This is a genomic window from Sporosarcina sp. P7 (assembly GCF_002743425.1).
GTDB lineage: Bacteria > Bacillota > Bacilli > Bacillales_A > Planococcaceae > Sporosarcina.
In genome coordinates, this window is sequence record NZ_PDZF01000003.1 from 74,829 (window position 1) to 98,844 (window position 24,016).

Below are 24,016 nucleotides of genomic sequence, written 5' to 3' on the forward strand. Positions count from 1 at the left end.
TGCTTTTTTAGTGTAATGGACAAAATCCGCAACGCATCAACCCAGGTACATCTTTAGAGAAGCAGCAGGTTTTGCGAACAGTCGTATTCAATAAAGCGGATGGTTCGGAGCCGTTTAAATAGCTTGCAAAACGTGAGTGATCAGCGATACCTGTCCATAAGGTGTCGTTTTTTAGCATTTCTACATCTTCCCTTGCTTCCATTTCCGATCCCGGATCAGACAATAGTACATGATATTGCCAGAGCCAGAACCCGAAGACATTCTCCCATAAGGTGAGAGGGGATATTGACACTACGCTACGCAACGATGTAATGACTGCATGTGCATCATCCAGTACACGTTTAATCTGTGCTTGCCGGTCTTCGTCATCTATCATTTCCCAGTCTGCGCTATTTATAAATAGGCTGACGGTTTTATTGCCAAACTCCTCTCGCACTCCGAACTGAAGATCTTCTGCCAATCCGTTCCACATTTCGTCGTATGCCGCTAAATTATACAGTTGCATGGCGAAGAACATACCGAGGCGGCGTACGAAGAACGAAGCGGCCACGACTTCATTTGGACTTTGGCTGATAGTCTGAGTGACTTCGACGATGGTCTGTACTTTTGAAGAATCCAGAACATCTGCCAGCGTAAAGACTGGAATTGCCGGCGGTTCCAAGTAAACACTGTAACTATTCAATTCTCTGATTTGGTCTGCTGTAAGTGTAGTCATGACTTCAGTATAGTCAAACTACTTGGTGGAAACAACCTAAACGTGATACCTGCCCAACCAGTTTACTAGGCCTTTACATACAATAGGCAGTGAAGAGGTGGTGAAGAGTGGAAACTCAAGAATTGGCTCGCAATAAATCATTCGAGGTAGAGCAAAGGGAATGGAAGCTGCGGCAACGCAAGGAACGCGGCAAGCAACTACTGACAATTGTGTCACCGTTATTCCTGCTGGTACTGTGGGAAGTGATGTCGAGAACAGGTATCTTGGATATTCGCTTTTTCCCGCCGCCCAGTACGATTGTGCAAACCTTTTATGACATGGTTGTGAGCGGCGTGATGGCGAAACATGTTGGCGTCTCATTGTATCGGATTTTCATCGGGTTTTTAGCAGGTGTCATTCCAGGCATTATTGTCGGTTTATTGATGGGATTATATTCTCCAATCCGGCATTTCGTTCAACCAATTGTTATGGCACTTATGCCAATTCCAACGTTGGCATTATTGCCAATCATTATTATTTTATTCGGAATTGGAGATTTGTCGAAGGTCGTGACGATTGCAGGAAGTGTATTTTTCCCAGTTGTCATTAATACGGCGGCGGGTGTACTGAATATCGACAAAATTTATTTGGATGTCGCTAGTAATTATCAAACGAGTCGGTGGAATTTCTTCTTTAAAATCGCTTTTCCCGGAGCACTTCCTGTCATGCTCGAAGGAATTCAGATGGGGCAGGCGATTGCGTTATTGACAATTGTGGCGGCAGAGATGATGGGAGCAACTTCTGGGATCGGTTATTTGATATGGACGTCCTATAAAGCCTTCTTATTGCCTGAAATGTATGTGGGATTAATACTCATCTCCTTTTTCGGTTATTTATTCTCGCTTATACTGCGTGCGCTTCAAAATAAATTATTGCCATGGAGGTGAAAGAAATGGAGGGGAAGCCTAAGATTACGGTGGATGGACTAATGAAAGCATTTTATAAGAAACAGGGAAGTGTCATTGCGCTCGAAGATATTTCCCTAACGGTAGCGGAAGGTGAATTTGTTTGTCTCGTTGGGCCGAGCGGATGTGGCAAGACGACACTGTTGCGTATCTTGGCGGGACTTGAACAGCCGAGTGTCGGCAGCTTTACGATTGCGTCTGAAACGAATAACCGGCCGTTACAATCGATGGTGTTTCAAGAACGTGGTGTCATTCCGTGGCTTACGGTCCGTGAAAATGTAGCTTTCGGGTTGAAGATGCGCAACTTGCCAAAAGCATTTATAAATGAACGAACGGACTTTTATTTGAAGAAGACTGGGTTGGAACGGTTTGCTTCGCTGTACCCAAAAGAGTTGTCTGGCGGTATGAAGCAGCGCGTAAGTATTGCGAGGGCTTTTGCGAATGATCCCGAGATTTTATTGATGGATGAACCGTTCGGTGCGCTCGATGAACAGAATCGTTTTATTTTGCAGGAAGAGTTATTGAGTATTTGGGCAGAGACGAAGAAGACCGTATTGTTCATTACACATAGTATTGATGAAGCGTTGTTGCTGAGTGACCGAATTCTGTTGATGGGCGCTCAACCGGGGAAAATCATTGAAGAAATCATTATTGATATGCCAAGGCCGAGAAAGATGGAAGATGTTCGGAAAGATCCGGAAATGGCGACGAAATTCATCGAGATATGGCGTCACTTGCAGGAGGAAGTACAGAAATCGAGAGAATAAGGGATAAAAGGAGAGATGATGTGGGGAAATGGGTGAAGAAGGCGGGTTTGTTTGGCGTATTGTCGGTCGTATTAATGATGGGGGCATGTTCTCCGAAAGAAGTTACGAAGCCTGTAACGAATGACGGAAAGCCGGCATCGGGTGATTTGGCTCCGCTTGAGAAACAGGCGAAAGTATTTATAGCGGAAGATGGTGCTGCTTCCGGCGCCGGTTTCTACATTGCGAAAGAAAAGGGGTATTTTGAAGACTATAATATACGTGTAGATTTTGCGGATTTTGCAAACAGCGATGATATGTTGCCCGCACTAGCCGCTGGAGAAGTGGATATCGCGGGTGGTGTTTCCACTGCATCATTCTTTAATGCGATCGCTCAAGGCATTGATGTACGAATCATCGCGGATAAAGGTCATAATATGCCCGGCAAATCGTACTTCAGTTTTGTCATCGGTAATCATATGGTCGATGAAATCAAAGAGTACAGCGACTTTAAAGGAAAGAAAATCGCGGTATCGTCCCGCAACTCCATTGATGGCTATATCTATGAAGAGATGTTAAAGCATGCAGGTTTGACGGAAGACGATGTAGAGTATGTGCACATCGCAGACTTCGGTGCAATGCTTGGAGCAATTGATTCAGGAACGATTGATGCCGCATTGAATATCGAACCGCTTATCGCGCAAGGTATCAATAAAGGTTTTCACGTTCGCTTTGGAGATGCCACCGATTATGCGCCTGAATCACAAATCGCCATGGTATTGGCTTCACCGAAGTTCATGGCCAATGAAGATTTGTCGCTACGCTTCATGGCAGCCTATTTAAAAGGAGTGCGTGACTATAACGACGCATTCTTTAAAGATCAAGGTAAAGAAGAGATCATAGACATTATGGTCAAACATACGGCATTGAAAGATCCTGAGTTATGGGAGAGGGTATTCGTAACGGGGCTCGATCCGAACGGCAAGATGTTTGTAGACGATATTAAGAAACAGTATGAGATGTATAAGGCGAATGGGGCTATACGTGGTGAGATCGACTTCGATAAGTCTGTTGATCCGTCACTTGTTGAGCGTGCTATTAAGGAAATAGGGGTGTACGAAGATTGATAGGTAGTGGAGTTGTCCTAGAAGTCATGACGTTGGTGACTTCTGGTGATGGCTCTTTTTTTTGCTATGTAGGGGATGCTAGGATAGGTATTTGCTTTCCGGAAGCCGTCCCCGGCTGGAGCTTTAATCCATTGTGGATGCTATTTCATTTACAGAGTCAACATGTATTACGAACGCTTTTCTGCTAATAGAAAAAGGGAGTATCCGTTATAAATTCAGCTATAATCAGACTGGAAATCATGCTAGAATAATAGGACTGACTATTCGGAAGTTTGGTGAAGGACATGAGGAAATACATAGGTGAGATCGGGTTGACGATCACTGCTATTATCTGGGGAAGCGGCTTTGTGATGAGTGCGCTCGCTTTGGAATATTATACACCGTATCAAATTTTGGCCGTACGTTTTGTCATAGGAGCGCTGCTTCTTAGTATCGTCTTCCATAAACGTCTGCTTCGGATGGAGCAGTCGATTTTATGGAAAGGTGCATTGCTTGGTGTTTTGCTGTATGGGGCATTTGCTTTGCAGACGGTAGGTTTACAGTTTACAACGCCTTCAAAGAATGCATTTTTAACCGGTGTAAATGTCGTGATGGTCCCGTTGATCGCATTCATTTTGTATAAGCGGAAGCTCGATACATTTGAATGGGTTGGTGCAGTACTGGCACTAATCGGAGTGGCGGTTTTATCGTTGCAGTGGTCTACTACTATTAACATTGGCGATGTACTGACACTTGGTTGTGCTGTGATGTTCGCTTTTCATATTTTGTACACGGCACGATTTGTCCGCACGGAAGACGCCATTTTGCTCACGCTATTACAAATGGTTGTCGCGGCCGTGATCAGCTCCGTGACCGTTATCGCAATGGGCGAAACGTCATTCTCCGTGGAACCAAAGGGTGTAAGTTCGGTGCTGTACTTAGCTGTGTTCTCCACGACTCTTGCATTCTTGATGCAAACAGTTGGACAGAAACACTTATCAGAGACAAAAGCAGCCATTATATTATCGACAGAATCAGTTTGGGGCATGATTTTCTCAGTGGCCCTCGCCTATGAATTGTTGACGTTCCGCATGTTCCTAGGTGCACTGATTATCTTCATTGCGATTTTATTGTCAGAAGTTAGACCGCAACTATTGAAAAAACGAATCCCGACGCAAGTAGAAGAGCGTAACATTTGAAAAAGGGTTGTCCAGCAAGTCATCAACCGACTCTGGGACAACCCTTTTCTATATTTTCTTTGCTGCCAATGAAGTTTGATAACTATGCAACGACATGCCCCCGATAATCACGAGCACGCCGACCAATGAAAGGGCACCCGGTAAGGGCATGCTTAGCAATAGCATCTCGCCAAGCATGGCAAAAATTAATCCGACAGACTGTGTAGCTTCGACAGCAGCCAGTTTCCCTTGATCATGTTGTACCATATCCGTCGCCATGAAGAATAGTGAAGTAGCGATCACACCTGAACTGACTGCAACAATCAATGACTGCACGACTTGACCCATAGAAGGCAAGCCGACAGTTGCTGTTGCATAAACCGCTAGCAGTAACCAAATCGGTATCGTCATCCATGTCATAGCCAGTACACGCTGGAACGTATCAAGCCTTCCACCTACTAGATTCATCATTTTTCGGTTGCCAAGTGGGTAAGAGACCGCAGCAATGACAAGTGGCAATGTACCAAGCAGAATCGTTTTCGTCGATACGCTCGCTGCATGTGGAATCTGGATTAGCACAACACCTACTAAGATGACCAATGAAATTACCAATGAGACCGCTGGAATTCGGTGACGGATCGTGCGTATTTCACCAGTTTCCGTCTTGGATTGAAACGTAAAGAAAGGGGCTAGCAACACGCCGGCGACGATTGTCATCTGCCATGTTCCAGCAACGAGCCATCCCGGACTATAGCCGGCTGAAAATGTTAGTGGACCATAAAACAGAACGAAAGCTACGAAACTCCAGATGAAAAAAGGCCAAGGTGCCGCGGCCATCTCCCGTTTTACACCTGGTAGACCACCGCGCATAGCCACGATGATCATTAGGAAGGGCACCATGAAGAAATAACGCAAAGACGCACTCCACATCCAACTACCGCCATCTAGTTCCATCGATCGGTTCAACACAAAAGTCACCGCAAAAAACAGGGCGGATAGTATACCAATTCCAATTGCCCTCATACACTTACCCCCGCTGTTCCAGAAGTTGTAGCGCTTCAATAATGACTTGTGTAGCTTTCACCATATTATCTGCTGAGATGTATTCATATTTACCGTGGTAATTTTCACCGCCTGTGAAGATGTTTGGCGTTGGCATGCCCATATAAGATAGTTGTGACCCATCCGTACCACCACGAATGGGTGCGATGTTGGGTTCGATATCGAGACTACGATAGACGTCCGCCATTACGTCGACAATTTCCATGACAGGTGCAATTTTCTCCCCCATATTGAAGTACTGATCGGTTACTGTCAGCTCTATCGCATGTTCACCGTGCTTCTCTTGAAGACGTGTAGCGGTATCTTGCAAGAGCTGTTTGCGAGCTTCAAAAGAATTCCTGTCAAAGTCACGAATAATATATTGATAGGTTGTTTTTTCTACAGAACCATCTACGTGCATCAGGTGAATGAAGCCTTCATAGTTTTCTGTTTCTTGCGGGATTTCATGTTCCGGCATGGCTTGATGGAACTCTGCCGCGATCAATAGGGAGTTGACCATTTTACCTTTTGCAGTTCCCGGATGGACATTCGTTCCGTGAAATGTTACGTCCGCGCCTGCAGCATTGAAGCTTTCATACTGAAGTTCTCCAAGTGGTCCGCCATCCATTGTATAGGCGAAATCTGCACCGAATCGTTCTACGTCAAACTTAAGCGGGCCACGCCCGATTTCTTCGTCAGGTGTGAAGCCAACGCGAACTTTGCCATGTTTAATTTCTGGATGTTCCACTAAATACTGCATAGCTGTCATAATTTCTGCGATACCGGCTTTATCGTCAGCACCTAGTAAAGTCGTGCCATCCGTTGTGATCAGTGTATGACCGACATAGTTGTGGAGTTCGGGAAATGCTTGTACGGACATGACTGTTGTTTCATTCAATGAAATATCTTTGCCGTCATAGTTGTCGATGAGCTGAGGGTTGACGTTTGTCCCCGTGTAGTCCGTTGCTGTATCGACATGTGCTAGAAAGCCGACTGTAGGCAGTTGTTTGTCGGTGTTAGCCGGTAGTGTACCGAAGAGATAGCCGTTTTCGTCCACCGAGATTTCGTCGAGACCGATGTCGGCCATTTCTTTTTCAAGCACACGTAGCAAATCCCATTGTTTTGCGGTAGACGGTGTCGTGTCCGAAGTAGCATCGGATTGAGTGTCAATTTTAGCGTAGCGGATGAGTCGTTCAATCAGTTCTTCTTTCATGTAGCAAGCTCCTCTCCAAGATACGAATTAATGTTTTCATTCTAACAGAGGTGTGTGAATATTTCGCTTAAAATGAAAAAAGAACCGAGAGTTTCGGTTCATGGGAAAAGGTGTAGGGTTAATTGGTGTTGGGGTTGGGATTGGCGCTGCGGAGGGGACGCGTTTGGAGAGCCCGCGGTGAGCCAACCAGTCGCAAGCTCCCTTGGTTGTCTCGCCTGTCGAGCTGATCCTCTTGGAGTCGCCCCTCCTACGCACCAATCCCCACGCACACACTAATTAGCATTCATGTTTTAAGCATTTGGCTTACGAAAATCAAGCAAATATATTAATCGTCGTAATGATGATCGGCATCGAGACGACGTCTATGAGGAAGGCGCCTACGATAGGGACGATCAAGAAGGCTTTACGTGACGGGCCGTAGCGTCCCGTAACAGCTGCCATGTTTGCCATTGCGTTTGGTGTCGCACCTAGACTATGACCCGCGAAACCAGCGATCATAACTGCTGCGTCGTAATCCTTACCAAGCAAACGGAACAGGATGAAGATTGCAAACAATATGACGAAGATCACTTGTACAAAGACAATCAGTAACAATGGAAGCGCCAAGTCTGCGATTTCCCACAGCTTGATGCTCATTAACGCCATCGATAGGAATATACCGAGTGATACGTCGCCGATCAAGTTGATGCTCGTCATATGCACCGCGTCTTCTTTCACGCGATCCACAATGTTTCGTACGATAACCGCGACGAACATTGCACCTACGTAGCCAGGCATTACGAAGCCAGTAGCGTTTGAGAAAAGATCTCCTATTAGCGTACCGCCAGCAATACAAAGTGTAATCAATAGAGTCTGTGTTAGGAAGTTGTCGGTATTGATTGGTTTTTCCAATGACTCCACGGAGTATGCTTCTCCATGCTCGACTTCTGTAGATTTCAAATCATGTTTATTGATCAAGTATTTAACGATTGGACCACCGACTAGACCACCTGCTACGAGGCCAAAAGTAGCCGCTGCGATACCAATGGATAGTGCTGAATCAATGCCGAGACTTTCTAATGTTTCACCGTAAGCAGTAGCGCCACCGTGCCCGCCTTCCATGGAGACAGCGCCAGCCATCATACCGATCAACGGATGTAGACCAAATATATAGGACATGGAGACACCTATAACGTTTTGAGCTAGGGCTAAGAAGCCACAAGCTGCCCAGTAGATCAGCAATAATTTTCCGCCAAGACGGATAAGACGAAAACTAGCACCGAGACCGACTGTGGTGAAAAATGTCAGCATGAATAAACTTTGTAGTGATGTGTCCAATGAAAAACTTAGTAAATCGAAGTACTTCAAAATAGTCGCTACAAACGCGAATAGTAAACCACCGACAACAGGGGCAGGGATACAGAACTTCTGTAAAAAGCCGATTTTACGGACTAACACCGTACCCAGTGTGAGGAGGGCTAACGCTAAAAATAGCGTAGTGATTTGATTTAGCTCAATTGTCATGTGATTCGACCTCCCAGCAATGCAAAGATTGCTTCATTTGTTAGATAAGCTCCCAGCTTAACCGTTTGATTAGTATGATCAAGTGACGGATTTATTTCGGAAATGTCGAATGAAAGGGTTTTCTCATGCGATGCAATGGTCTGAATGAAAGAGCGTACAATCAACGGATTCAATCCGAAGGGAGAGGGCGCACTTACACCTGGAGCATATGCAGAGTTCAGGACATCCGAGCACAATGTTAACAAAACAGCGTCCTGTTTTTCAATGAATAACTGTACTTTTTGCAATATCTTGTCTAAAGGACTCGTTATTATCTCTTGTTCCATGACATATGTCACGCCTTTTGCATCGGCTTCTGCAAACAATGCTTCCGTGTTGCCGAACTCCTGTATACCTAGCACAAGGTAGTCAACATGCGGATCAGCATCTAGCATCTGCTTGAACATCGTGCCTGAAGATGGTTGTTCTTCGTAGCTGCGAAGATCGAAATGGGCATCAATATTGATGACACCAAGTTTTGCATCTGGACCAAGAAAGTTTCGAACTCCTGTATAATGACCGTAAGCGGTTTCATGTCCACCGCCTAAAATGACAGGCTTTGTATGATTTTGAAGGCTCTTTTGAACGACTGCCCCTAGTTCGGCTTGCGCTTTTTCTAACTGATCATCTTCACATACTACGGTACCTACATCAATTAGCTGACAGTCGGCCGGTAAGCGCCAAGGTAGTTTTGCTAGTTCGCTTCGGAGTGCATTCGGTCCTTCTGCAGCACCAAGTCTGCCATTATTTCGACGTACGCCTTCTTCAGAAGAAAATCCGATTAGGGTACAAGTTTTGTTGGTAGCGCTTTCTTTTAATTCGGAAAATTGGATGATTTGGTGCACTCGGAATGCAGCTCTGTCGGTCTCGCTATCGGTGCGACCTGACCAGTATTTTTCATTTGATGGGATTAACAATATACTTCACCCTTTCCAACGTGATATTCTTACTATACTGGCTTGTACTTATTAATTCTAATACATGTTTTTCATATATTCATGCATACAGGCTATAAGTGGAGGCGAGATGAATGGAATTGAAGCAATTGCAGTATTTTGTCATGGTGGTGCAGCAATCGAGTTTTTCCGAGGCGGCAAAAAAACTTCATCTAACGCAGCCTTCGCTCAGTAAGACGATCAAGAACTTGGAATTTGAAGTAGGCTTTCAGTTACTTGAACGTACGACCAAACGTGTCCAACTGACAGAATCGGGCAATGTGGTTTACGAGCGTGCATTGAAGATTCTGCATGAAACAGACATTCTACAGCAAGAAATTAAAGAAGTGAAGTGGATAGGTAGTGGAAGTGTAAAAATCGGTATGATTGAATCAGTAAAAAACTGGATTCCTTCTATATTACATGCGTATCGTCAGGAGTTTCCATCCATGCATGTGAAGTTAATTGAGGTATTAGGCCGTGGAGATGTTGAGCGAGCGCTTCGTCAATATGCGGTCCACGTCTGTTTGACAAATCAATTTATAGAGGAATCGGATATCGCAACAATTCCTTTGTATCAAGAGCAATTAGCAGTTGTCATGCATCCTGAACATCGACTGGCTAGCAAGGAATCCATTACGCTAGCTGACCTAGAAGATGAGGCATTCATTGTCACGAGTGTTGGATTGCAAACTAGACAGGATATTTTTGCTGCATTTGCTGAAGAAGGAGTACGAATGAATATATGTTATGAAGTAGAGCGTTTTGAAACGATTGTGGAGCTGGTACGAATGAATATTGGCATCTCAATTATTCCACAAGAATATTTTGCACATGAACCCGATCCAACACTTGTAATTAAAACAACCAATTCGAAGACGCTGACACGTACAGTCTATCTCACGTATTTGAAAAAACGGTATATGCCACCAGCTATTGAGATGTTGGTGAGTAGGATGCAAATGCAGCGTGACTCCTATGTGAAGTGGAAAGAAGGGGGAGGGCTGGGTGAATAAGTTATTATTCGGTGTTTTAGTTGTCATTACGACTGCTTTAATGGGGTCGTCGTTTGCTATTGGAAAAATCGGATTGGAATACTCTTCACCGTTGTTGCTAGTAGCATTACGCTTTACGATTGCAGGAGCGATCATGGCGGTAATTGTGAAAGTAATGAAAAAACCCCATCCTAAAACAGTTGGAGAGTGGAAGTGGCTTGTACTGATCGGTTCTTTGCAGACCGCTGCAGTCATGGGTTGTATTTTTATAGCACTTCGCACCATTACATCAGGTGAAACATCTATTTTAACGTTTACGAACCCATTGCTTGTCGTGGTTCTCGGGACGTTAGTATTGAAGATTCATTACCGCTTGCAACAGTGGATTGGTGTCATTTGCGGATTGTTTGGGGTATTTATTACAATGGGCGGTCATTTGAATTTGAAGATTGGTACGGTATTAGGATTTTTATCTGCAGTAGCATGGGCTTGCGCAACTTTGCTCGTCAAAGTACATGGTCACCGTTTTGATACGTGGGTGATGACAGCATATCAAATGTTATTTGGTGGATTGATCCTATTCGTGGCAAGTTATCTACTTGAAGAACCATTTTTCCTAGCGAATCCATTATCATTGGCAATTTTAGGGTGGCTTGCGATTGCCGCATCTATTGTGCAATTTTCCATTTGGTTTTATTTATTGCAGACAGGAAATCCCGAAAGAACGAGTGCGTTTCTGTTCTTGGCACCGTTCTTTGGGACGTTGTCGGGATGGGTTCTGTTGGATGAGAAGTTGTCTATGTCATTGGTTTTAGGAGGAATGCTCATTAGTTTGGGAATATTCCTCGTGAATTGGCGCAGCAAACGAGAGTTGAGTAGTGACTTATTACCATAGACGGCAATAGGCTTGGAGTTCGCTGAGGAATGCTTGTACTTCCTTCGTGTTGGAATGGGTTCCTGTATAAAGAGTACGTTTGATTGGAGCTACTTTATAATCGAGTACAGTTAGTTCACCTTTTGCAAGTTCGTGTTTGCAACTATGACGCGACAAAATAGCGATGCCTAGTCCACTTAGAACAGCTTGTTTGATGCTTTCTGGCGAGCCCATGATAGTGGGCTGTACTTGTACTCCATATTGTTGAAGCGATTGATCAATTAATGGACGGCTAGGATCTTTCGTGTCAGGCAGGATCCAATGTGTATTTTGCAAATCTAGGATGGATGGGCTTTTTTTATGTGCAAGCGGATGATGAATGGAAGCAAAGAGCAATAGTTCGTCTTGCATAAATGCTTTAGACGTTGGTAAATTGTCTAGTTCACTACAACCGATATCGGCTTTCTTGCTTTTTAGTAATTGCATAATTTCAGAGGAAGGTGCGGTCGTCAGTTCCAGTCGCATGTCGGGATATTTTGCGTGTAGCCGAGTAAGGACGTCCGGTAAAATGGCTTGTGAAATAACCGGCGAAGCGGCAATACGTAAGATTCCTTTACGTGCCGTTGATTGCGTTAAATCTACATTTGTACGATCAGTCAAATCAATCATCTCCCATGTGCGTTTATATAGTAATCATCCTGCGGGTTTCACGATATCCAATAAAAGGGCTAATTTTGTATGAAAAAATAGCCTTGCATTATTCTGCAAGGCATCGAGCGTACAATTATTGAACTGTGTAATTTTTGTGTGCGACGACAGTCATGTTGGAAGCTGCTCCAATGTTTTCCGCGTCTTCTTCAGAAATTTTCACAATGACGGAGTTTTCGAGAATCTTGTGTATAGTTCCGGAAACTTCATGTTCATTACGGTTGAAAGATATGACTTCGTCTACATACCGTGATGCTACAAAATCAGAAACTGGACGATCTTTTCGTGGGAATGCCAATCGAATCAACTCCTTCAGTAGTATGGATTCTAGTTTGTCGTAATTTGTCATGAAAATCAGACAAAAAGTACATACAATAGCTTACTAGAACTAGTATAACACATTTTGAGAAATTATTCATCATACTAGAATTATGTCGAATGGGCAAGTTTTGCGTAGAATCATTTCTTGAATGTGACTAGTTCCACTGCCAAAGGTAGAGAGTATGGATTACGTGCAAATCAATTCGTTGACATTATACCTCCGGGGGTATAATATAAAATTAACAGTAAGGAGGTCGAGCGATATGGAATACGATGATAAAGTCAAAAATCGGTTAAAGCGTCTAGAGGGTCAAATCAAAGGTGTCTTGCGTATGATGGAAGAAGGCAAGGACTGTAAAGAAGTAATTACGCAATTATCAGCCAGTCGTTCTGCTATTGATCGTACAATTGGCGTAATTGTCAGTTCGAATTTGATTGCCTGTATAGAGAATCTAGATGAAGCAGATGAACGCACGCATGAATCCATCATTAATGAAGCGGTGGATCTTCTAGTAAAGAGTCGATAAGCAACATCGCTTGACTCTTTTTTTTACAACGTATAATATACCCCTATAGGTATTTAATAAAGTGATTTTAAAATAGAAGGGAACGAGAACATGACGGAGCAAAAGAAAACGACGATCGTATTATTTAGTGGAGATTATGATAAAGCGATGGCGGCTTATATTATCGCGAACGGCGCAGCGGCGTATGATCATGAGGTAACCATTTTTCATACATTCTGGGGATTGAACGCCTTGCGAAAAGATGAACCTATTAAAAATACTAAAAATTTTATTGAAAAGGTGTTTGGGAAAATGATGCCACGTGGAGCGGATAAACTGGGATTATCTCAAATGAACTTTGCAGGAATGGGTCCAAAGATGATTAAGCACGTGATGAAAAAGCATAACGCGATGACATTACCACAACTAATCGATATGGCAGTGGAGCAAGACGTGAAGTTGATCGCATGTACGATGACAATGGATTTACTAGGCCTAGGTGAGAAAGAACTCTTGGAAGAAGTTGAGTATGGCGGTGTAGCGGCTTACTTAGGAGAAGCACAAGACGGTCACGTGAACTTATTTATTTAATTTTTTTGCGAAAATAAATACCCTAGGGTGTATAGGAGGAATACAATGATTCAGTCAGATAACGTGTTGGATGCAAAAGGTCTTGCCTGTCCGATGCCCATTGTGAAGACAAGAAAGATGATGAAAGATATGGAAGATGGTCAAGTGCTCGAAGTACAATCTACAGATTCAGGTACAACAGCAGATTTGCAGGCATGGACGGAAAGTGTGGGACATCAATACGTTGGTCATGTGAAGGAGGCAGATGTCTGGCGCCACTTCGTACGAAAATCGGGCCAGGAAGATCAGTCACAAAAAGAATATCCGGTTACAGTTGACAACAGCCAGTTGATGGACCGACTGCAACAACCTGACGCGGTGTTACTAGATGTCCGGGAAGAAGCCGAATATGCATTTGCTCATATTCCCGGCGCCCTATCTATACCGCTTGGTCAGTTGGAGGAACGTATGGCGTACTGGGATAAGGACAAGAAGTTTTACGTTGTATGCCGAACAGGCAACCGCAGTGATATGGCGTGTCAAAAACTAGTCGCAAATGGATTTGAAAGTGTCACGAATGTCATTCCTGGCATGTCGGAGTGGAATGGCGAGACGGAAAATACAGTAGGGGGTATTAATCAATGAGAATCATTCAATCAAGTGAAGTAGCAAAGAGTGTAATTACGAAAGAATCATTATTTATTTTAGATGTACGAAATACAGATGCATTCGAGGATTGGAAAATCGAAGGAGAGCGAGTACGCCATTTAAACGTGCCATACTTTGATTTATTGGATGGCATTGAAGAAATTGAAGATCAATTGCCAAAAGATGAAGAAATCTTGGTTGTCTGTGCAAAAGAAGGTTCGTCCATCATGGTGGCGGAAATTCTTGAAGAAGCAGGTTTCTCAGTAGGTTATCTTTCAGGTGGAATGAAAGCATGGAGCGAGTATCTTGAGCCTGTAAAAATTGCCGATTTGAAATCGGGCGGCGAGCTATATCAATTCGTTCGTCTTGGTAAAGGATGTCTTTCCTACATGGTCATGTCGGGTGGAGAAGCAGCAATCATTGATGCTACACGTATGACAAATGTGTTCACGGACTTTGCTGAGCAACGCGGTGTGAAGATTACAAACGTATTCGATACTCACTTGCATGCGGATCATATTTCAGGTGGTCGGCAGATCGCAAAAACTACGGGTGCAACGTATTGGCTGCCACCGAAAGATGCCGAAGAGGTAGTATTTGAATATGCTGCATTAGAAGGCGATATGTCCATTCAGATAGGTGATACGAGAATCGATATTCAAGCGCTTTATTCGCCAGGACACACCATTGGTTCGACTTCATTTATCGTAGACGACAGTTATTTGATGACAGGTGATATTTTGTTCATTGATTCGATTGGACGTCCTGATTTAGCAGGTTTAGCAGAAGATTGGGTAGGCGACTTGCGTGAGTCATTGTATAGCCGCTATAAAGAATTGTCGAAGGATTTAACTGTCTTACCAGCTCACTTCATGATTATAGACGAGTTGAATGAAGACGGTAGCGTGTCGGAGAAGCTCGGCGTATTGTATGAGCAAAATCACGGCTTGAACATTGAGGATGAAAAAGAGTTTAGAGAGTTAGTCACGGGGAACTTGCCTCCACAGCCTAACGCGTATCAGGAAATCCGCGAGACGAACATGGGGAAAATCCAGCCTGACGAGGAAACGCAACGCGAGATGGAGATTGGCCCGAATCGCTGTGCGGTACGGTAAATAGGTATTTTAATTTATATAAAAAAACTAAAGGAGAAGATATATATGAATACAACAACATTTTTAGATGCAAAAGGCCTGGCATGTCCAATGCCAATCGTACGGGCAAAGAAAGCAATGAAGGATATGCAAACAGGAGAAGTTCTTGAGATTCATACGACAGATAAAGGATCAGTATCCGACCTGACAGCATGGGCTGCTTCTGGCAATCATGAAATAAAAGAGCAGCAACAAGAGTCTGATGTCTTTAAATTCTGGATCCAAAAAGGTTAAACTAAGGATAGAGGGAATGGCTGTCTCCCTCTTAAGTCGGGAAGAAGGGAGGACATCATGACAATTCCATTTATTATCACAATCTTCCTCATTGGATTCGTCGGCTCATTCCTTTCCGGTATGATTGGAATCGGTGGCGCAATTGTCAAATATCCAATGTTGCTATTTATTCCTGCATTACTTGGTTTTGCTGCATTTACACCACATGAAGTAGCCGGAATTACTGCAATGGAAGTTTTCTTTGCATCACTTTCAGGCGTTATAGCGTATAGAAAGAGTAATCTGATCTTGAAGCCACTCGTTCTTTATATGGGAATCAGTGTATTAGTCGGCAGTGTACTTGGCGGTGCTGGGTCTAGTATGCTTTCAGAAGCTACCGTCAACGTAATCTACGGTATTCTAGCCGTCATGGCGGCTATTATGATGTTTATACCAAAAAAAGGACTCGACAATCAGCCGATCGATGAGATTACATTCAATCGCTTCATTGCTTCAAGTGCAGCCTTTATCGTCGGCTTGGCGGCTGGAATCGTCGGAGCTGGCGGCGCATTTATCGTGGTACCGATTATGCTCGTGATACTAAAAATCCCCACACGCGTCACGATTGCTACTTCCCTAGCAATTACGCTGTTGTCATCGGTGGGCTCGGCATCAGGCAAGCTCTTAACAGGCCAAGTACCCTATGGACCAGCTGTTGTTCTGATTATCGCTAGCATCATTGCCGCTCCGATCGGTGTAAAAGTGAGCCGGAAAGTAAACACCAAAGTACTACAAAGCATTCTAGCCGTACTCATCATGGCTTCCGCTGTGAAAATATGGTGGGACATATTCTAACCAATCAAAATCGCCAGCACATCGTTCAATGAACTTGTGCTGGCGGTTTTTTTGGTGAAGTCATAAGTGGAACATCATTAAACGCACTTCGCCTCTTGCAGGTAGCTCCCGTTTAGTAAATGTGTAAGTCATTATAAGTCAAAATAATCAAGGACGTAAACTAGTTGATCGTAAGTGGAAGGCGGCGAGTGCAAAAGCCGTTCTTCGTTACGGCTCTTCCCGCAGGATCAGCGTGCGCCTTGAGATCCCGCAGAAGCGAAGCGCACGAGGAAGTTCAAGCCACGCCCTCGGGAAAGCGTCCGCCTGGAACGTCGATCAACGGTGCTTTCACGTTTATTACTTTCATTGCAAGGTATTAAAATTAATATTGACTTCAAAACATTCAATTAAATTACCTTGCAATAGACTAGGAATAGCCGTATACTATTTTTCAACGATGGAAAACGAATAGACATACTCTTATCAAGAGAGGCGGAGGGATTAGGCCCTGTGATGCCCGGCAACCGGCGAAAGCAAAGGTGCTACTTCCTACAAACTTTCAATAGTTTGGAAGATAAGGGAGGAATGAGCGAAAGCAGAGCCCTCTTCTTATTATGGAAGATGGCTTTTTCTGTACTTAGCGAACCGTCCTCTTATGCTTTTCTTGTCTAGTTCTAGGAGGAAGTTGTCCGAGGAGTTTCGGTGTTCCATCAATACATAAAAAAGGGGAATGGTTATGACGAATTTACAGCCAGAAACGATATTATTACACGGAGGGCAAAAGCCGGATCCAGAAACAGGCTCACGTGCCTTACCGATTCATCGTACGACTTCTTATGTATTCAGAGACACGGAGCACGCACAAAACTTATTTGCCTTGAAAGAAGCCGGCAATATTTATACAAGAATTACGAACCCGACAGTAGCTGTCTTTGAAGAGCGTGTCGCGCAGTTAGAAGGTGGAACAGCTGCAGTGGCATTGTCTTCTGGAATGGCGGCGATTGCTTTTTCTATTATGAACATCGCTGAAGCGGGCGATGAAATCGTTGCAGCCAGCAATCTCTACGGTGGCACATATAACTTATTCGCCGTGACATTACCACGCTATGGCATCAACGTGAAGTTTGTTGACGCGTCCGATCCAAAGAACTTTGAAGCAGCTATTACGGATAAAACGAAAGCATTGTTTGCAGAAACAATCGGTAACCCGAGTTTGCAAGTTCTTGACGTGGAAGCTGTTGCGAACATCGCACATGACAATGGAATTCCATTGCTAGTAGATAATACATTCCCGTCTCCTTATGGATCAAATCCTATCGAGTACGGTGCAGATGTAGTGATCCACTCAGCGACGAAATGGATTGGCGGACACGGTACGACCATCGGTGGTGTAGCCGTGGATGCAGGGAGATTCGATTGGACGCAAGGGAGATTCCCAGGCTTTACAGAGCCGGACGAATCCTATCATGGCTTACGTTACGGAATCGATACAGCCGCTGCAGCTTTTGCAACGAAACTGCGCGTACAATTGTTGAGAGACTTCGGCCCTTGTCTATCACCGGATAGTGCATTCAACTTGTTACAAGGTTTGGAAACCCTTCATTTACGCGTACCACGCCACAATGAAAATGCACAAAAAGTCGCGGCATTCTTGCAAGAACACCCAGCAGTAGAATGGGTGACCTATACTGGCCTAGAAGATCATCCAACAGCGGAACTAGCAAATAAATATTTGAAAAACGGCTATGGTTCAATTATCGTATTCGGTATCAAAGGTGGACGCGATGCAGGAAGACAAGTAATCGACAATGTAGAAATTTGGTCTCACGTTGCGAATGTGGGGGATGCAAAGTCATTAATCATTCATCCGGCATCCACAACTCATCAGCAGTTGTCTGTGGAAGATTTGAAAGACTCTGGCGTTAGCGAAGAACTAATCCGCTTATCTGTAGGGTTGGAGTCTGCAGAGGATATTATTGCAGATTTGAAACAAGCCATCGAAAAAGTGGCAAACCAATATATATAAAGAACACCGTCGCATTTGCGACGGTGTTCTTTTCTTTACTATCGTTGTATTCGATTTTTCTCGTCTTTAAGTGATTTGAACAGCGAAACGACCATCATAATGAGTATGATTGAGAATGGCAAAGCGGCAATAATGATGACGTTTTGCAGTGCATCCAATCCTCCAACATATAATAGAATAATGGCGATGGCAGATTGAATGACACCCCATATCACTTTCAAATTATTCGGTGGAGTCAATGAACCGTATGACGACTGCATGCCGAGTACAAATGTAGCCGAATCTGCTGATGTGATAAAGAACGATGTAATCAATAAGATTGCAATGATCGATATGATGAATGATAAAGGTAACTCGCTGAACATTTCAAAGATCGTCAATTCAGTTGCACTCGCAGCCAAGTCGATAATGCCAGCTTTTTGCGTTTCGATTGCTGTCGTCCCAAATGCTGTGAACCAGATCATACTGAGCACAGTAGGAACAACTAGTACGCCAATCATAAACTCGCGAATCGTTCTACCTTTTGATACGCGGGCAATGAACATCCCGACAAATGGTGCCCAAGCTATCCACCAAGACCAGTAGAATAGAGTCCACCCATTGAGCCAAGCACGATTTTCCGGGGTAAGTGGTGCGGTTCGGAAACTCATACGAATGAGATTCTCCAAATAGCCACCGATGGAATCAGTGAACATGTTGAAAATCAATAATGTGGGTCCGAGCGCAATAATGAAAACTAACAATGCCAATGCCAAAACCATATTGGCATTAGATAAAATTTTAATCCCTTTACCAAGTCCACTCCATGCGGATGCAAGGAATAATACCGTTACCACTGCAATGATAAAGAACTGGGACCAGAAGCCGATTGATATACCAAATAAGTAGTTGAGTCCGGCGTTGATTTGGACAGCTCCAAATCCAAGTGATGTCGCCACACCGAAAACAGTGGCAAAAATAGCGAAGACGTCAATGACTGTCCCGAGCTTTCCGTCTACGCGATCACCAAAAATTGGACGAAGTGTAACGGAGATTAATCCGGGTTGTCTTTTGCGGAACTGGAAATATGCCAATACTAAAGCGGTCATGCCATATACAGACCAAGCATGGAAACCCCAGTGGAAGAAGGTCGACTGCATTGCTTCTTTATAAGCAGCTTTTGTTTCAGGAGCCTCTGTTGCAGGACTTACTGCGTAATGCGAAAGAGGTTCGGCCGCACCGTAGAACACGAGTCCAATTCCCATACCAGCGGAAAATAGCATCGCCAGCCAGGAAAACATGGAAAACTGCGGTCTGTCATTATCCTTTCCTAATCGGATTTTACCGGTTGGACTGAATATCAAGTATACCGAAATGAAGAATAACATGGAGACGGTTAGTAAGTAATACCAGCCGAATGAATCCGAAATATAGACTTGGATAGTGGATGTGATTTCTTCAAAGTGCTTGGGGGCAATGACGCCGTATCCCACAGCCAATATGACAGCCGCTAATGTAATGTAAAATGTTGTAGATATTTTTTTCATAGGTCCTCCTATTTAGAATGTAGTCTGAGAAAAGAGCATAGTACATAACCGAAACAATAAAATAAAATTGCATATATACAGTTGATAGTACCCGTTTAACCGCCCAGATAAACGTTAAATAAACGACAGTCTATTGCCAAATGCATCACAAATACAAATAAAATTGACGAAAAAATTTGCTTCTCGTCGTATATGTAAGTTGTTTCCGTAGTACCATTCATGTGCTTGCTCAAAAAAGTCGCCTTGCGCTTGTGACAGTATACATGAAACGCATGGGTGATTTCTACCTTAACAAACAATCTCCTTTCACACAACAGGAACAGTGGCCATGTTATACTATTGAAACAAAGGTAATGAGGAGGAAATTTTCATGCAATATTCACAGCCTAAGATGCTTCAGCTCGTAAAGCGTAGCCCAGAGCTAAACAGAAAATTGAAAGCGATTATGAAAGAGCATGAGCTAGAGAAAAGCTTTGCATTGAAAGCACTTTATCATGCAGAAGTTAAAGACGGCGGAGTCTATCAGCGGGATTATCAGGAGCTGTAAGTAGACGCACGCGTATATAGCGGGCGTTGTACTAGATATTATTCACAAAAAGACCGATGAGAGATTCTTTTCATCGGCTCTTTACACTTCGGGTTGCTGTATGAGTAGCCACGTTAACTGATGTACATAATACAAAAAAGAGCAGCCAGAATTGGCTGCTCTTTTTTGTGATGAATGAAAAGCGAATGATTATATTCGATCACGATGCTTTCTCCTTTAAAAATCATGAAGGATTAAACGGTTGATTACCGTCCGTCTGCTTGTTCTTCTTCGAGTTCGCATTTTTATTCTTAGCCGCATCGTTCTGTCCAATGACATCAAAATCGTCAGGACTCAAATCATATCCAAAACCATATTCCTCGCGCATGTTCTCATTTTTCTTCTTATTGTTCTTTTTGTTAGACATGTTCGTCACCTCCATTATAGAAGTGTGGCATTCTTATTGGAGATTATACATCTGCTAGGAGCGGTTGTGACGTTGTATAGAGCGGTTGAAGCGATATAAATGAACGCAAAAGAATTCATTCGAAACGATCTTAAGATTTTCTTCATATTTATCCTCAGTCTTTGTTAAGAGTGGGGTGGTAGAATGAAGGTATTAGTGAGACGGGGTGACGTACATGGCAGAGTTTACAGTGCTTGTAGCAGATGACGATAAAGAAATTCGTGAGGGAATTGAGATTTATTTGAAAAATGAAGGATATCGTGTACTGAAAGCGAAAGATGGGCAAGAAGCGTTGGAGTTGCTTTCGTTGAATGAAATCCATTTATTGATTTTAGATATTATGATGCCGAATATGGATGGCATCACGGCAACGTTCAAGATACGAGAAGCGCAGAATATCCCGATTATTATGTTGAGTGCGAAAGCGGAAGACTCGGATAAAATCCACGGGTTATCAATAGGTGCAGATGATTATGTCACAAAGCCATTCCATCCGCTTGAATTGATGGCTCGTGTGAAATCGCAACTTCGCCGGTATGTACAGTTAGGGACGTATGAAGGACAAAAAGTCATTGAAGTGAACGGACTGGTCCTGAACGAAGAGGAGAAGGAGCTGACGGTGGACGGGACACCTGTTCGGCTGACTCCGATTGAATTCAAAATTACGGAACTACTGATGAAACACCCAGGACGCGTATTTTCAATTAATGAAATATATGAACGTGTGTGGAATGAGCAAGCGTATAATGCAGAAAATATCGTAGCGGTGCATATCCGAAAGATTCGGGAGAAAATCGAAGCGGATCCTAAAAATCCGCGGTATGTGAAGGTGGTGTGGGGCGTTGGCTATAAGATCGAAAAATAGAAATGGCTTGGTTGGGTCACTCATAGCGATTACGTTAGCTCTAGGAAGCCTAATGTACTGCGCCTCATTTACGGTTGATCTTTTCCTCGACGGATGGGAACGATTAAACCTGGCAGCCCATTACTTTGGACGAATTATTAGAGGAGGAACCGTGTGATGAACAAAAATATAAAATTGGCTATCTGGTCTGCACTCGTGACACTAGTATTGATCGCATTGCCGTCCATCATTCATTATGCACCGCAGCTTGTTGGCAAATCATTTACCGATCAAGAAGACTTTACCTATAGAATGGAACAAGTATACGATAATTTGTCGGCTACTGTACTCAATCCAATCGACTTGAAAAAAGCGGAGAAGGAATTAACGGTTTCACAGGATGAAATTGAAGAATACCGACAGCGATACGGTACACTTTCTGAACAGCTTGATACTATCCAGCAACAATATACAGAACGAATTGCGGAAGCGAAAAGCGAGAAAAATGAAACGTTGCTATTGGCTCTAGTTAAAGAGCGAAATACGAAACTAGAAGAGATCCAAAAGAATTTTGATAGCGATAGTTATGTAGAAGACAAAATCCGTTCGGAAAAGGTAAAAGCTTTAGCTAGTCAAATTAGGGAGATAGAAAATAATCGAGAAATGAATATTCCCATTTCCTATGATCTCGTGAATGTTGAAACGGGTGAGCGATTTACGCGTGGAGATGTCGAGGTTACGTCACTCTTCCAACAACAATTTACTGAAGCAACAGGATATTTCAGAGCGAACTCAGCTGTGTATGACAATGGCTACTCTGATTATTCAATGGAACAAGGGTCGACGTTCACAGATGACAATGCGTTGGAAATTAGTAATCCCGCGCAATATTTCAAAGGAACAGTGATTATTCCATCAGATGCTACAGTGTCGGGGCAATTGGCTAAGGAAAACGATCAATTCATCCGTGGAAAATATATGATGTATGCCTTGTGGGTTCTCGGTGTGCTAGCGCTCGTGGCATTGTGTACAGTGATGAAGTTTCAGAAAGAATGGGTGCGGCATTCAAGATTGGCCGCAACGTATTCACGCTGGAAAATAGATGTGAAAGTAGTTCTTTTGCTACTGACCGCATTTATTCTGGCTCTTTATTTCGAATCGACTATATTCAATATCTTTAATCAGTTTATGTACCTAAACCTGGGAATTATTAGTAATGCGGCGGTCAGTTTCTTGCTGATTGGCGTACTATTTACCGCATTATTGGCGTTTCAGGCTGTTCATGTATTTATGCTATACCGCGAGCCTGGGCGGCTGATGAAAGATTGGCATGAAAGCTTCACGATGCAATTTGTTAAAGATAGTAGAGACACATTCAACAATCGTACGATGGGTGTACAGTTCTCGTTGGTACTGATGATCTTTTTCCTTGCCGGCGTAGGCTTGGTTGGGGGAGTTATGCACCCATCGCTTTTGATCATTTATGTTTTCTGTGTATTGTTTGTCGCACTACCGGCATTATTCATTTTCGTGAAAAAAGCAGCCTATTTGAATCGTATAGTGGCAGCAACGAATGATATGGCGGCGGGTCATCTGACGCAGGCGATACCGGTCAAAGGTACATCGCAGCTTGCGAAGCATGCAGCGAATTTGAATAATCTCCGTGAAGGTGTTCGCGTATCGATCAATGAACAAGCGAAAAGTGAGCGGTTAAAAACGGAGTTAATCACAAATGTCAGCCATGATTTGCGGACACCGCTTACTTCTATTATAACGTATACGGATTTACTGAAAGATGAGACGTTAACTGCAGAAGAACGTGCAAAATACATTGGCATTCTAGATCAGAAGTCACAGCGCTTGAAAACACTTATAGAAGATTTATTCGAAGTATCCAAAATGGCAAGCGGTAATGTAGAAATGGTGAAGCAACGTGTAGATTTGAATCAGCTGATCCAACAAGCGTTGGCAGAGCATGCGGAAGAATTCGTTGAGCAAAATTTGCATATTCGAACTACTTTACCTGAAGAAACCGTCTTTGCGATGGTAGACGGACAAAAGTGGTGGAGAGTACTTGATAATCTGTTCATCAATATATGGAAGTACTCGTTGCCAGGTACGAGGGTGTATGTCAATCTTCAACAAGTGGGATCGAATGCGCGTATCGTGTTGAAAAACGTTGCACAATATGAACTTGGTGACACGACAGATGAATTATTCGAACGCTTTAAGCGGGGAGACACGTCTAGGCAAACGGAAGGTTCGGGTTTAGGATTGGCTATTGCTCAATCTATCGTTGAACTACATGGCGGCCGTATGGAAGTGGAGGTCGATGGGGATTTATTTAAAGTGACGATTGATGTCATCGGGGGGTAAATTGGCCCGGAG

The 24,016-nt window shown here is 43.5% G+C and carries 25 protein-coding genes and 1 riboswitch; of the genes, 16 read left to right on the top strand and 9 right to left on the bottom strand.

The window, feature by feature from the left end; translation table 11 throughout:
* Positions 1-7 precede the first annotated feature (7 nt).
* Positions 8-715 (bottom strand): hypothetical protein, encoded by a 708-nt coding sequence (locus CSV60_RS04585; protein WP_099632000.1) that lies wholly within the window; start codon positions 713-715, stop codon positions 8-10.
* Positions 716-822: 107 nt separating this feature from the next.
* On the opposite strand from CSV60_RS04585, the gene CSV60_RS04590 reads away from it, so the two are divergent.
* The 4 genes from CSV60_RS04590 to CSV60_RS04605 all read left to right on the top strand — a co-directional run bounded on the left by CSV60_RS04590 (position 823) and on the right by CSV60_RS04605 (position 4,707).
* The gene (locus CSV60_RS04590; RefSeq protein ID WP_099636108.1) at positions 823-1,641 is read left to right on the top strand and encodes an ABC transporter permease; all 819 of its coding nucleotides are present in this window, start codon (positions 823-825) and stop codon (positions 1,639-1,641) included.
* A gap of 5 nt (positions 1,642-1,646) precedes the next feature.
* Positions 1,647-2,426 (top strand): ABC transporter ATP-binding protein, encoded by a 780-nt coding sequence (locus CSV60_RS04595; RefSeq protein ID WP_099636109.1) that lies wholly within the window; start codon positions 1,647-1,649, stop codon positions 2,424-2,426.
* A gap of 74 nt (positions 2,427-2,500) precedes the next feature.
* Positions 2,501-3,529 carry an ABC transporter substrate-binding protein gene (locus CSV60_RS04600; protein ID WP_199175239.1) on the top strand — a complete coding sequence of 343 codons (1,029 nt, stop codon included), beginning with the start codon at positions 2,501-2,503 and terminating at the stop codon, positions 3,527-3,529.
* A gap of 284 nt (positions 3,530-3,813) precedes the next feature.
* On the top strand, positions 3,814-4,707 hold the full coding sequence (locus tag CSV60_RS04605) for a DMT family transporter (RefSeq protein WP_099636110.1): 894 nt from the start codon (positions 3,814-3,816) through the stop codon (positions 4,705-4,707).
* A gap of 48 nt (positions 4,708-4,755) precedes the next feature.
* Here CSV60_RS04605 and CSV60_RS04610 read toward each other — a convergent pair whose 3' ends face one another.
* From CSV60_RS04610 to hutG, 4 genes are all read right to left on the bottom strand, one after another.
* Complete coding sequence (locus CSV60_RS04610; protein WP_099631995.1) at positions 4,756-5,709, bottom strand: DMT family transporter; 954 nt, start codon at positions 5,707-5,709, stop codon at positions 4,756-4,758.
* 4 nt (positions 5,710-5,713) lie between these two features.
* The gene (gene pepT, locus CSV60_RS04615) at positions 5,714-6,940 is read right to left on the bottom strand and encodes a peptidase T (RefSeq protein WP_099636111.1); all 1,227 of its coding nucleotides are present in this window, start codon (positions 6,938-6,940) and stop codon (positions 5,714-5,716) included.
* 312 nt (positions 6,941-7,252) lie between these two features.
* Positions 7,253-8,443, bottom strand: coding sequence for a sodium/glutamate symporter (gltS, locus tag CSV60_RS04620; protein ID WP_099631993.1), 1,191 nt, complete (start codon positions 8,441-8,443; stop codon positions 7,253-7,255).
* Positions 8,440-9,399: a formimidoylglutamase gene (hutG, locus tag CSV60_RS04625; RefSeq protein ID WP_099636112.1), complete on the bottom strand. Its 960-nt coding sequence runs from the start codon at positions 9,397-9,399 to the stop codon at positions 8,440-8,442. Before hutG ends, gltS begins: the two co-directional genes overlap by 4 nt.
* Before the next feature lie 113 nt (positions 9,400-9,512).
* On the opposite strand from hutG, the gene CSV60_RS04630 reads away from it, so the two are divergent.
* Positions 9,513-10,433 (top strand): LysR family transcriptional regulator, encoded by a 921-nt coding sequence (locus CSV60_RS04630; protein ID WP_099631991.1) that lies wholly within the window; start codon positions 9,513-9,515, stop codon positions 10,431-10,433.
* Entirely contained in the window at positions 10,426-11,307 is an 882-nt protein-coding gene (locus CSV60_RS04635; RefSeq protein WP_099636113.1) for a DMT family transporter, read from the top strand. The genes CSV60_RS04630 and CSV60_RS04635 overlap by 8 nt, the downstream gene beginning before the upstream one ends.
* On the opposite strand, the gene CSV60_RS04640 is transcribed toward CSV60_RS04635, so the two are convergent.
* Together CSV60_RS04640 and CSV60_RS04645 are read right to left on the bottom strand one after the other, a co-directional pair.
* Positions 11,299-11,946, bottom strand: coding sequence for a LysR substrate-binding domain-containing protein (locus tag CSV60_RS04640; protein ID WP_158233149.1), 648 nt, complete (start codon positions 11,944-11,946; stop codon positions 11,299-11,301). The two genes, CSV60_RS04635 and CSV60_RS04640, sit on opposite strands and share 9 nt — an antisense overlap.
* A 124-nt stretch (positions 11,947-12,070) precedes the next feature.
* Complete coding sequence (locus CSV60_RS04645; RefSeq protein WP_099631988.1) at positions 12,071-12,292, bottom strand: DUF2187 family protein; 222 nt, start codon at positions 12,290-12,292, stop codon at positions 12,071-12,073.
* A 286-nt stretch (positions 12,293-12,578) separates the two neighbouring features.
* Here CSV60_RS04645 and CSV60_RS04650 point away from each other — a divergent pair, with 286 nt between their 5' ends.
* The 7 genes from CSV60_RS04650 to CSV60_RS04680 all read left to right on the top strand — a co-directional run bounded on the left by CSV60_RS04650 (position 12,579) and on the right by CSV60_RS04680 (position 18,266).
* Positions 12,579-12,842 (top strand): metal-sensitive transcriptional regulator, encoded by a 264-nt coding sequence (locus CSV60_RS04650; RefSeq protein WP_099631987.1) that lies wholly within the window; start codon positions 12,579-12,581, stop codon positions 12,840-12,842.
* A gap of 90 nt (positions 12,843-12,932) precedes the next feature.
* The gene (locus CSV60_RS04655; protein ID WP_099636115.1) at positions 12,933-13,412 is read left to right on the top strand and encodes a DsrE/DsrF/DrsH-like family protein; all 480 of its coding nucleotides are present in this window, start codon (positions 12,933-12,935) and stop codon (positions 13,410-13,412) included.
* Between the two features lie 45 nt (positions 13,413-13,457).
* Complete coding sequence (locus CSV60_RS04660) at positions 13,458-14,036, top strand: sulfurtransferase TusA family protein (protein WP_099631985.1); 579 nt, start codon at positions 13,458-13,460, stop codon at positions 14,034-14,036.
* Positions 14,033-15,154: an MBL fold metallo-hydrolase gene (locus tag CSV60_RS04665; RefSeq protein WP_099631984.1), complete on the top strand. Its 1,122-nt coding sequence runs from the start codon at positions 14,033-14,035 to the stop codon at positions 15,152-15,154. Before CSV60_RS04660 ends, CSV60_RS04665 begins: the two co-directional genes overlap by 4 nt.
* A gap of 45 nt (positions 15,155-15,199) precedes the next feature.
* Entirely contained in the window at positions 15,200-15,427 is a 228-nt protein-coding gene (locus tag CSV60_RS04670) for a sulfurtransferase TusA family protein (protein WP_099631983.1), read from the top strand.
* Between the two features lie 57 nt (positions 15,428-15,484).
* Positions 15,485-16,261, top strand: coding sequence for a sulfite exporter TauE/SafE family protein (locus tag CSV60_RS04675; protein WP_099631982.1), 777 nt, complete (start codon positions 15,485-15,487; stop codon positions 16,259-16,261).
* A gap of 456 nt (positions 16,262-16,717) precedes the next feature.
* Positions 16,718-16,821, top strand: a riboswitch (SAM riboswitch).
* Between the two features lie 155 nt (positions 16,822-16,976).
* A complete protein-coding gene (locus CSV60_RS04680; RefSeq protein ID WP_099636116.1) occupies positions 16,977-18,266 on the top strand; it encodes an O-acetylhomoserine aminocarboxypropyltransferase/cysteine synthase family protein in 1,290 nt (429 codons plus the stop codon).
* A 38-nt stretch (positions 18,267-18,304) separates the two neighbouring features.
* Here the strand turns inward: CSV60_RS04680 and CSV60_RS04685 are convergent, their stop codons facing one another.
* On the bottom strand, positions 18,305-19,792 hold the full coding sequence (locus CSV60_RS04685; protein ID WP_099631980.1) for a glycine betaine uptake BCCT transporter: 1,488 nt from the start codon (positions 19,790-19,792) through the stop codon (positions 18,305-18,307).
* A 370-nt stretch (positions 19,793-20,162) separates the two neighbouring features.
* Here CSV60_RS04685 and CSV60_RS15935 point away from each other — a divergent pair, with 370 nt between their 5' ends.
* Entirely contained in the window at positions 20,163-20,339 is a 177-nt protein-coding gene (locus CSV60_RS15935; protein WP_099631979.1) for a hypothetical protein, read from the top strand.
* A gap of 223 nt (positions 20,340-20,562) precedes the next feature.
* Here the strand turns inward: CSV60_RS15935 and CSV60_RS04695 are convergent, their stop codons facing one another.
* Positions 20,563-20,745 carry a hypothetical protein gene (locus CSV60_RS04695; protein ID WP_099636117.1) on the bottom strand — a complete coding sequence of 61 codons (183 nt, stop codon included), beginning with the start codon at positions 20,743-20,745 and terminating at the stop codon, positions 20,563-20,565.
* 214 nt (positions 20,746-20,959) lie between these two features.
* On the opposite strand from CSV60_RS04695, the gene CSV60_RS04700 reads away from it, so the two are divergent.
* Positions 20,960-21,649 carry a response regulator transcription factor gene (locus CSV60_RS04700; protein ID WP_099636118.1) on the top strand — a complete coding sequence of 230 codons (690 nt, stop codon included), beginning with the start codon at positions 20,960-20,962 and terminating at the stop codon, positions 21,647-21,649.
* Positions 21,650-21,805: 156 nt separating this feature from the next.
* Positions 21,806-24,004: a histidine kinase dimerization/phospho-acceptor domain-containing protein gene (locus CSV60_RS04710; protein ID WP_099636120.1), complete on the top strand. Its 2,199-nt coding sequence runs from the start codon at positions 21,806-21,808 to the stop codon at positions 24,002-24,004.
* Positions 24,005-24,016: the final 12 nt, after the last annotated feature.

What these genes read in the sequence shown, in the direction of transcription:
- CSV60_RS04585 (WP_099632000.1), bottom strand. Translation starts at nt 715, where the DNA reads ATGACTACACTTACAGCAGACCAAATCAGAGAATTGAATAGTTACAGT.
- CSV60_RS04595 (WP_099636109.1), top strand. Translation starts at nt 1,647, where the DNA reads ATGGAGGGGAAGCCTAAGATTACGGTGGATGGACTAATGAAAGCATTT.
- CSV60_RS04600 (WP_199175239.1), top strand. Translation starts at nt 2,501, where the DNA reads ATGATGGGGGCATGTTCTCCGAAAGAAGTTACGAAGCCTGTAACGAAT.
- CSV60_RS04605 (WP_099636110.1), top strand. Translation starts at nt 3,814, where the DNA reads ATGAGGAAATACATAGGTGAGATCGGGTTGACGATCACTGCTATTATC.
- CSV60_RS04610 (WP_099631995.1), bottom strand. Translation starts at nt 5,709, where the DNA reads ATGAGGGCAATTGGAATTGGTATACTATCCGCCCTGTTTTTTGCGGTG.
- pepT (WP_099636111.1), bottom strand. Translation starts at nt 6,940, where the DNA reads ATGAAAGAAGAACTGATTGAACGACTCATCCGCTACGCTAAAATTGAC.
- gltS (WP_099631993.1), bottom strand. Translation starts at nt 8,443, where the DNA reads ATGACAATTGAGCTAAATCAAATCACTACGCTATTTTTAGCGTTAGCC.
- CSV60_RS04630 (WP_099631991.1), top strand. Translation starts at nt 9,513, where the DNA reads ATGGAATTGAAGCAATTGCAGTATTTTGTCATGGTGGTGCAGCAATCG.
- CSV60_RS04650 (WP_099631987.1), top strand. Translation starts at nt 12,579, where the DNA reads ATGGAATACGATGATAAAGTCAAAAATCGGTTAAAGCGTCTAGAGGGT.
- CSV60_RS04655 (WP_099636115.1), top strand. Translation starts at nt 12,933, where the DNA reads ATGACGGAGCAAAAGAAAACGACGATCGTATTATTTAGTGGAGATTAT.
- CSV60_RS04660 (WP_099631985.1), top strand. Translation starts at nt 13,458, where the DNA reads ATGATTCAGTCAGATAACGTGTTGGATGCAAAAGGTCTTGCCTGTCCG.
- CSV60_RS04665 (WP_099631984.1), top strand. Translation starts at nt 14,033, where the DNA reads ATGAGAATCATTCAATCAAGTGAAGTAGCAAAGAGTGTAATTACGAAA.
- CSV60_RS04670 (WP_099631983.1), top strand. Translation starts at nt 15,200, where the DNA reads ATGAATACAACAACATTTTTAGATGCAAAAGGCCTGGCATGTCCAATG.
- CSV60_RS04675 (WP_099631982.1), top strand. Translation starts at nt 15,485, where the DNA reads ATGACAATTCCATTTATTATCACAATCTTCCTCATTGGATTCGTCGGC.
- CSV60_RS04680 (WP_099636116.1), top strand. Translation starts at nt 16,977, where the DNA reads ATGACGAATTTACAGCCAGAAACGATATTATTACACGGAGGGCAAAAG.
- CSV60_RS04685 (WP_099631980.1), bottom strand. Translation starts at nt 19,792, where the DNA reads ATGAAAAAAATATCTACAACATTTTACATTACATTAGCGGCTGTCATA.
- CSV60_RS15935 (WP_099631979.1), top strand. Translation starts at nt 20,163, where the DNA reads ATGCAATATTCACAGCCTAAGATGCTTCAGCTCGTAAAGCGTAGCCCA.
- CSV60_RS04695 (WP_099636117.1), bottom strand. Translation starts at nt 20,745, where the DNA reads ATGTCTAACAAAAAGAACAATAAGAAGAAAAATGAGAACATGCGCGAG.
- CSV60_RS04700 (WP_099636118.1), top strand. Translation starts at nt 20,960, where the DNA reads ATGGCAGAGTTTACAGTGCTTGTAGCAGATGACGATAAAGAAATTCGT.
- CSV60_RS04710 (WP_099636120.1), top strand. Translation starts at nt 21,806, where the DNA reads ATGAACAAAAATATAAAATTGGCTATCTGGTCTGCACTCGTGACACTA.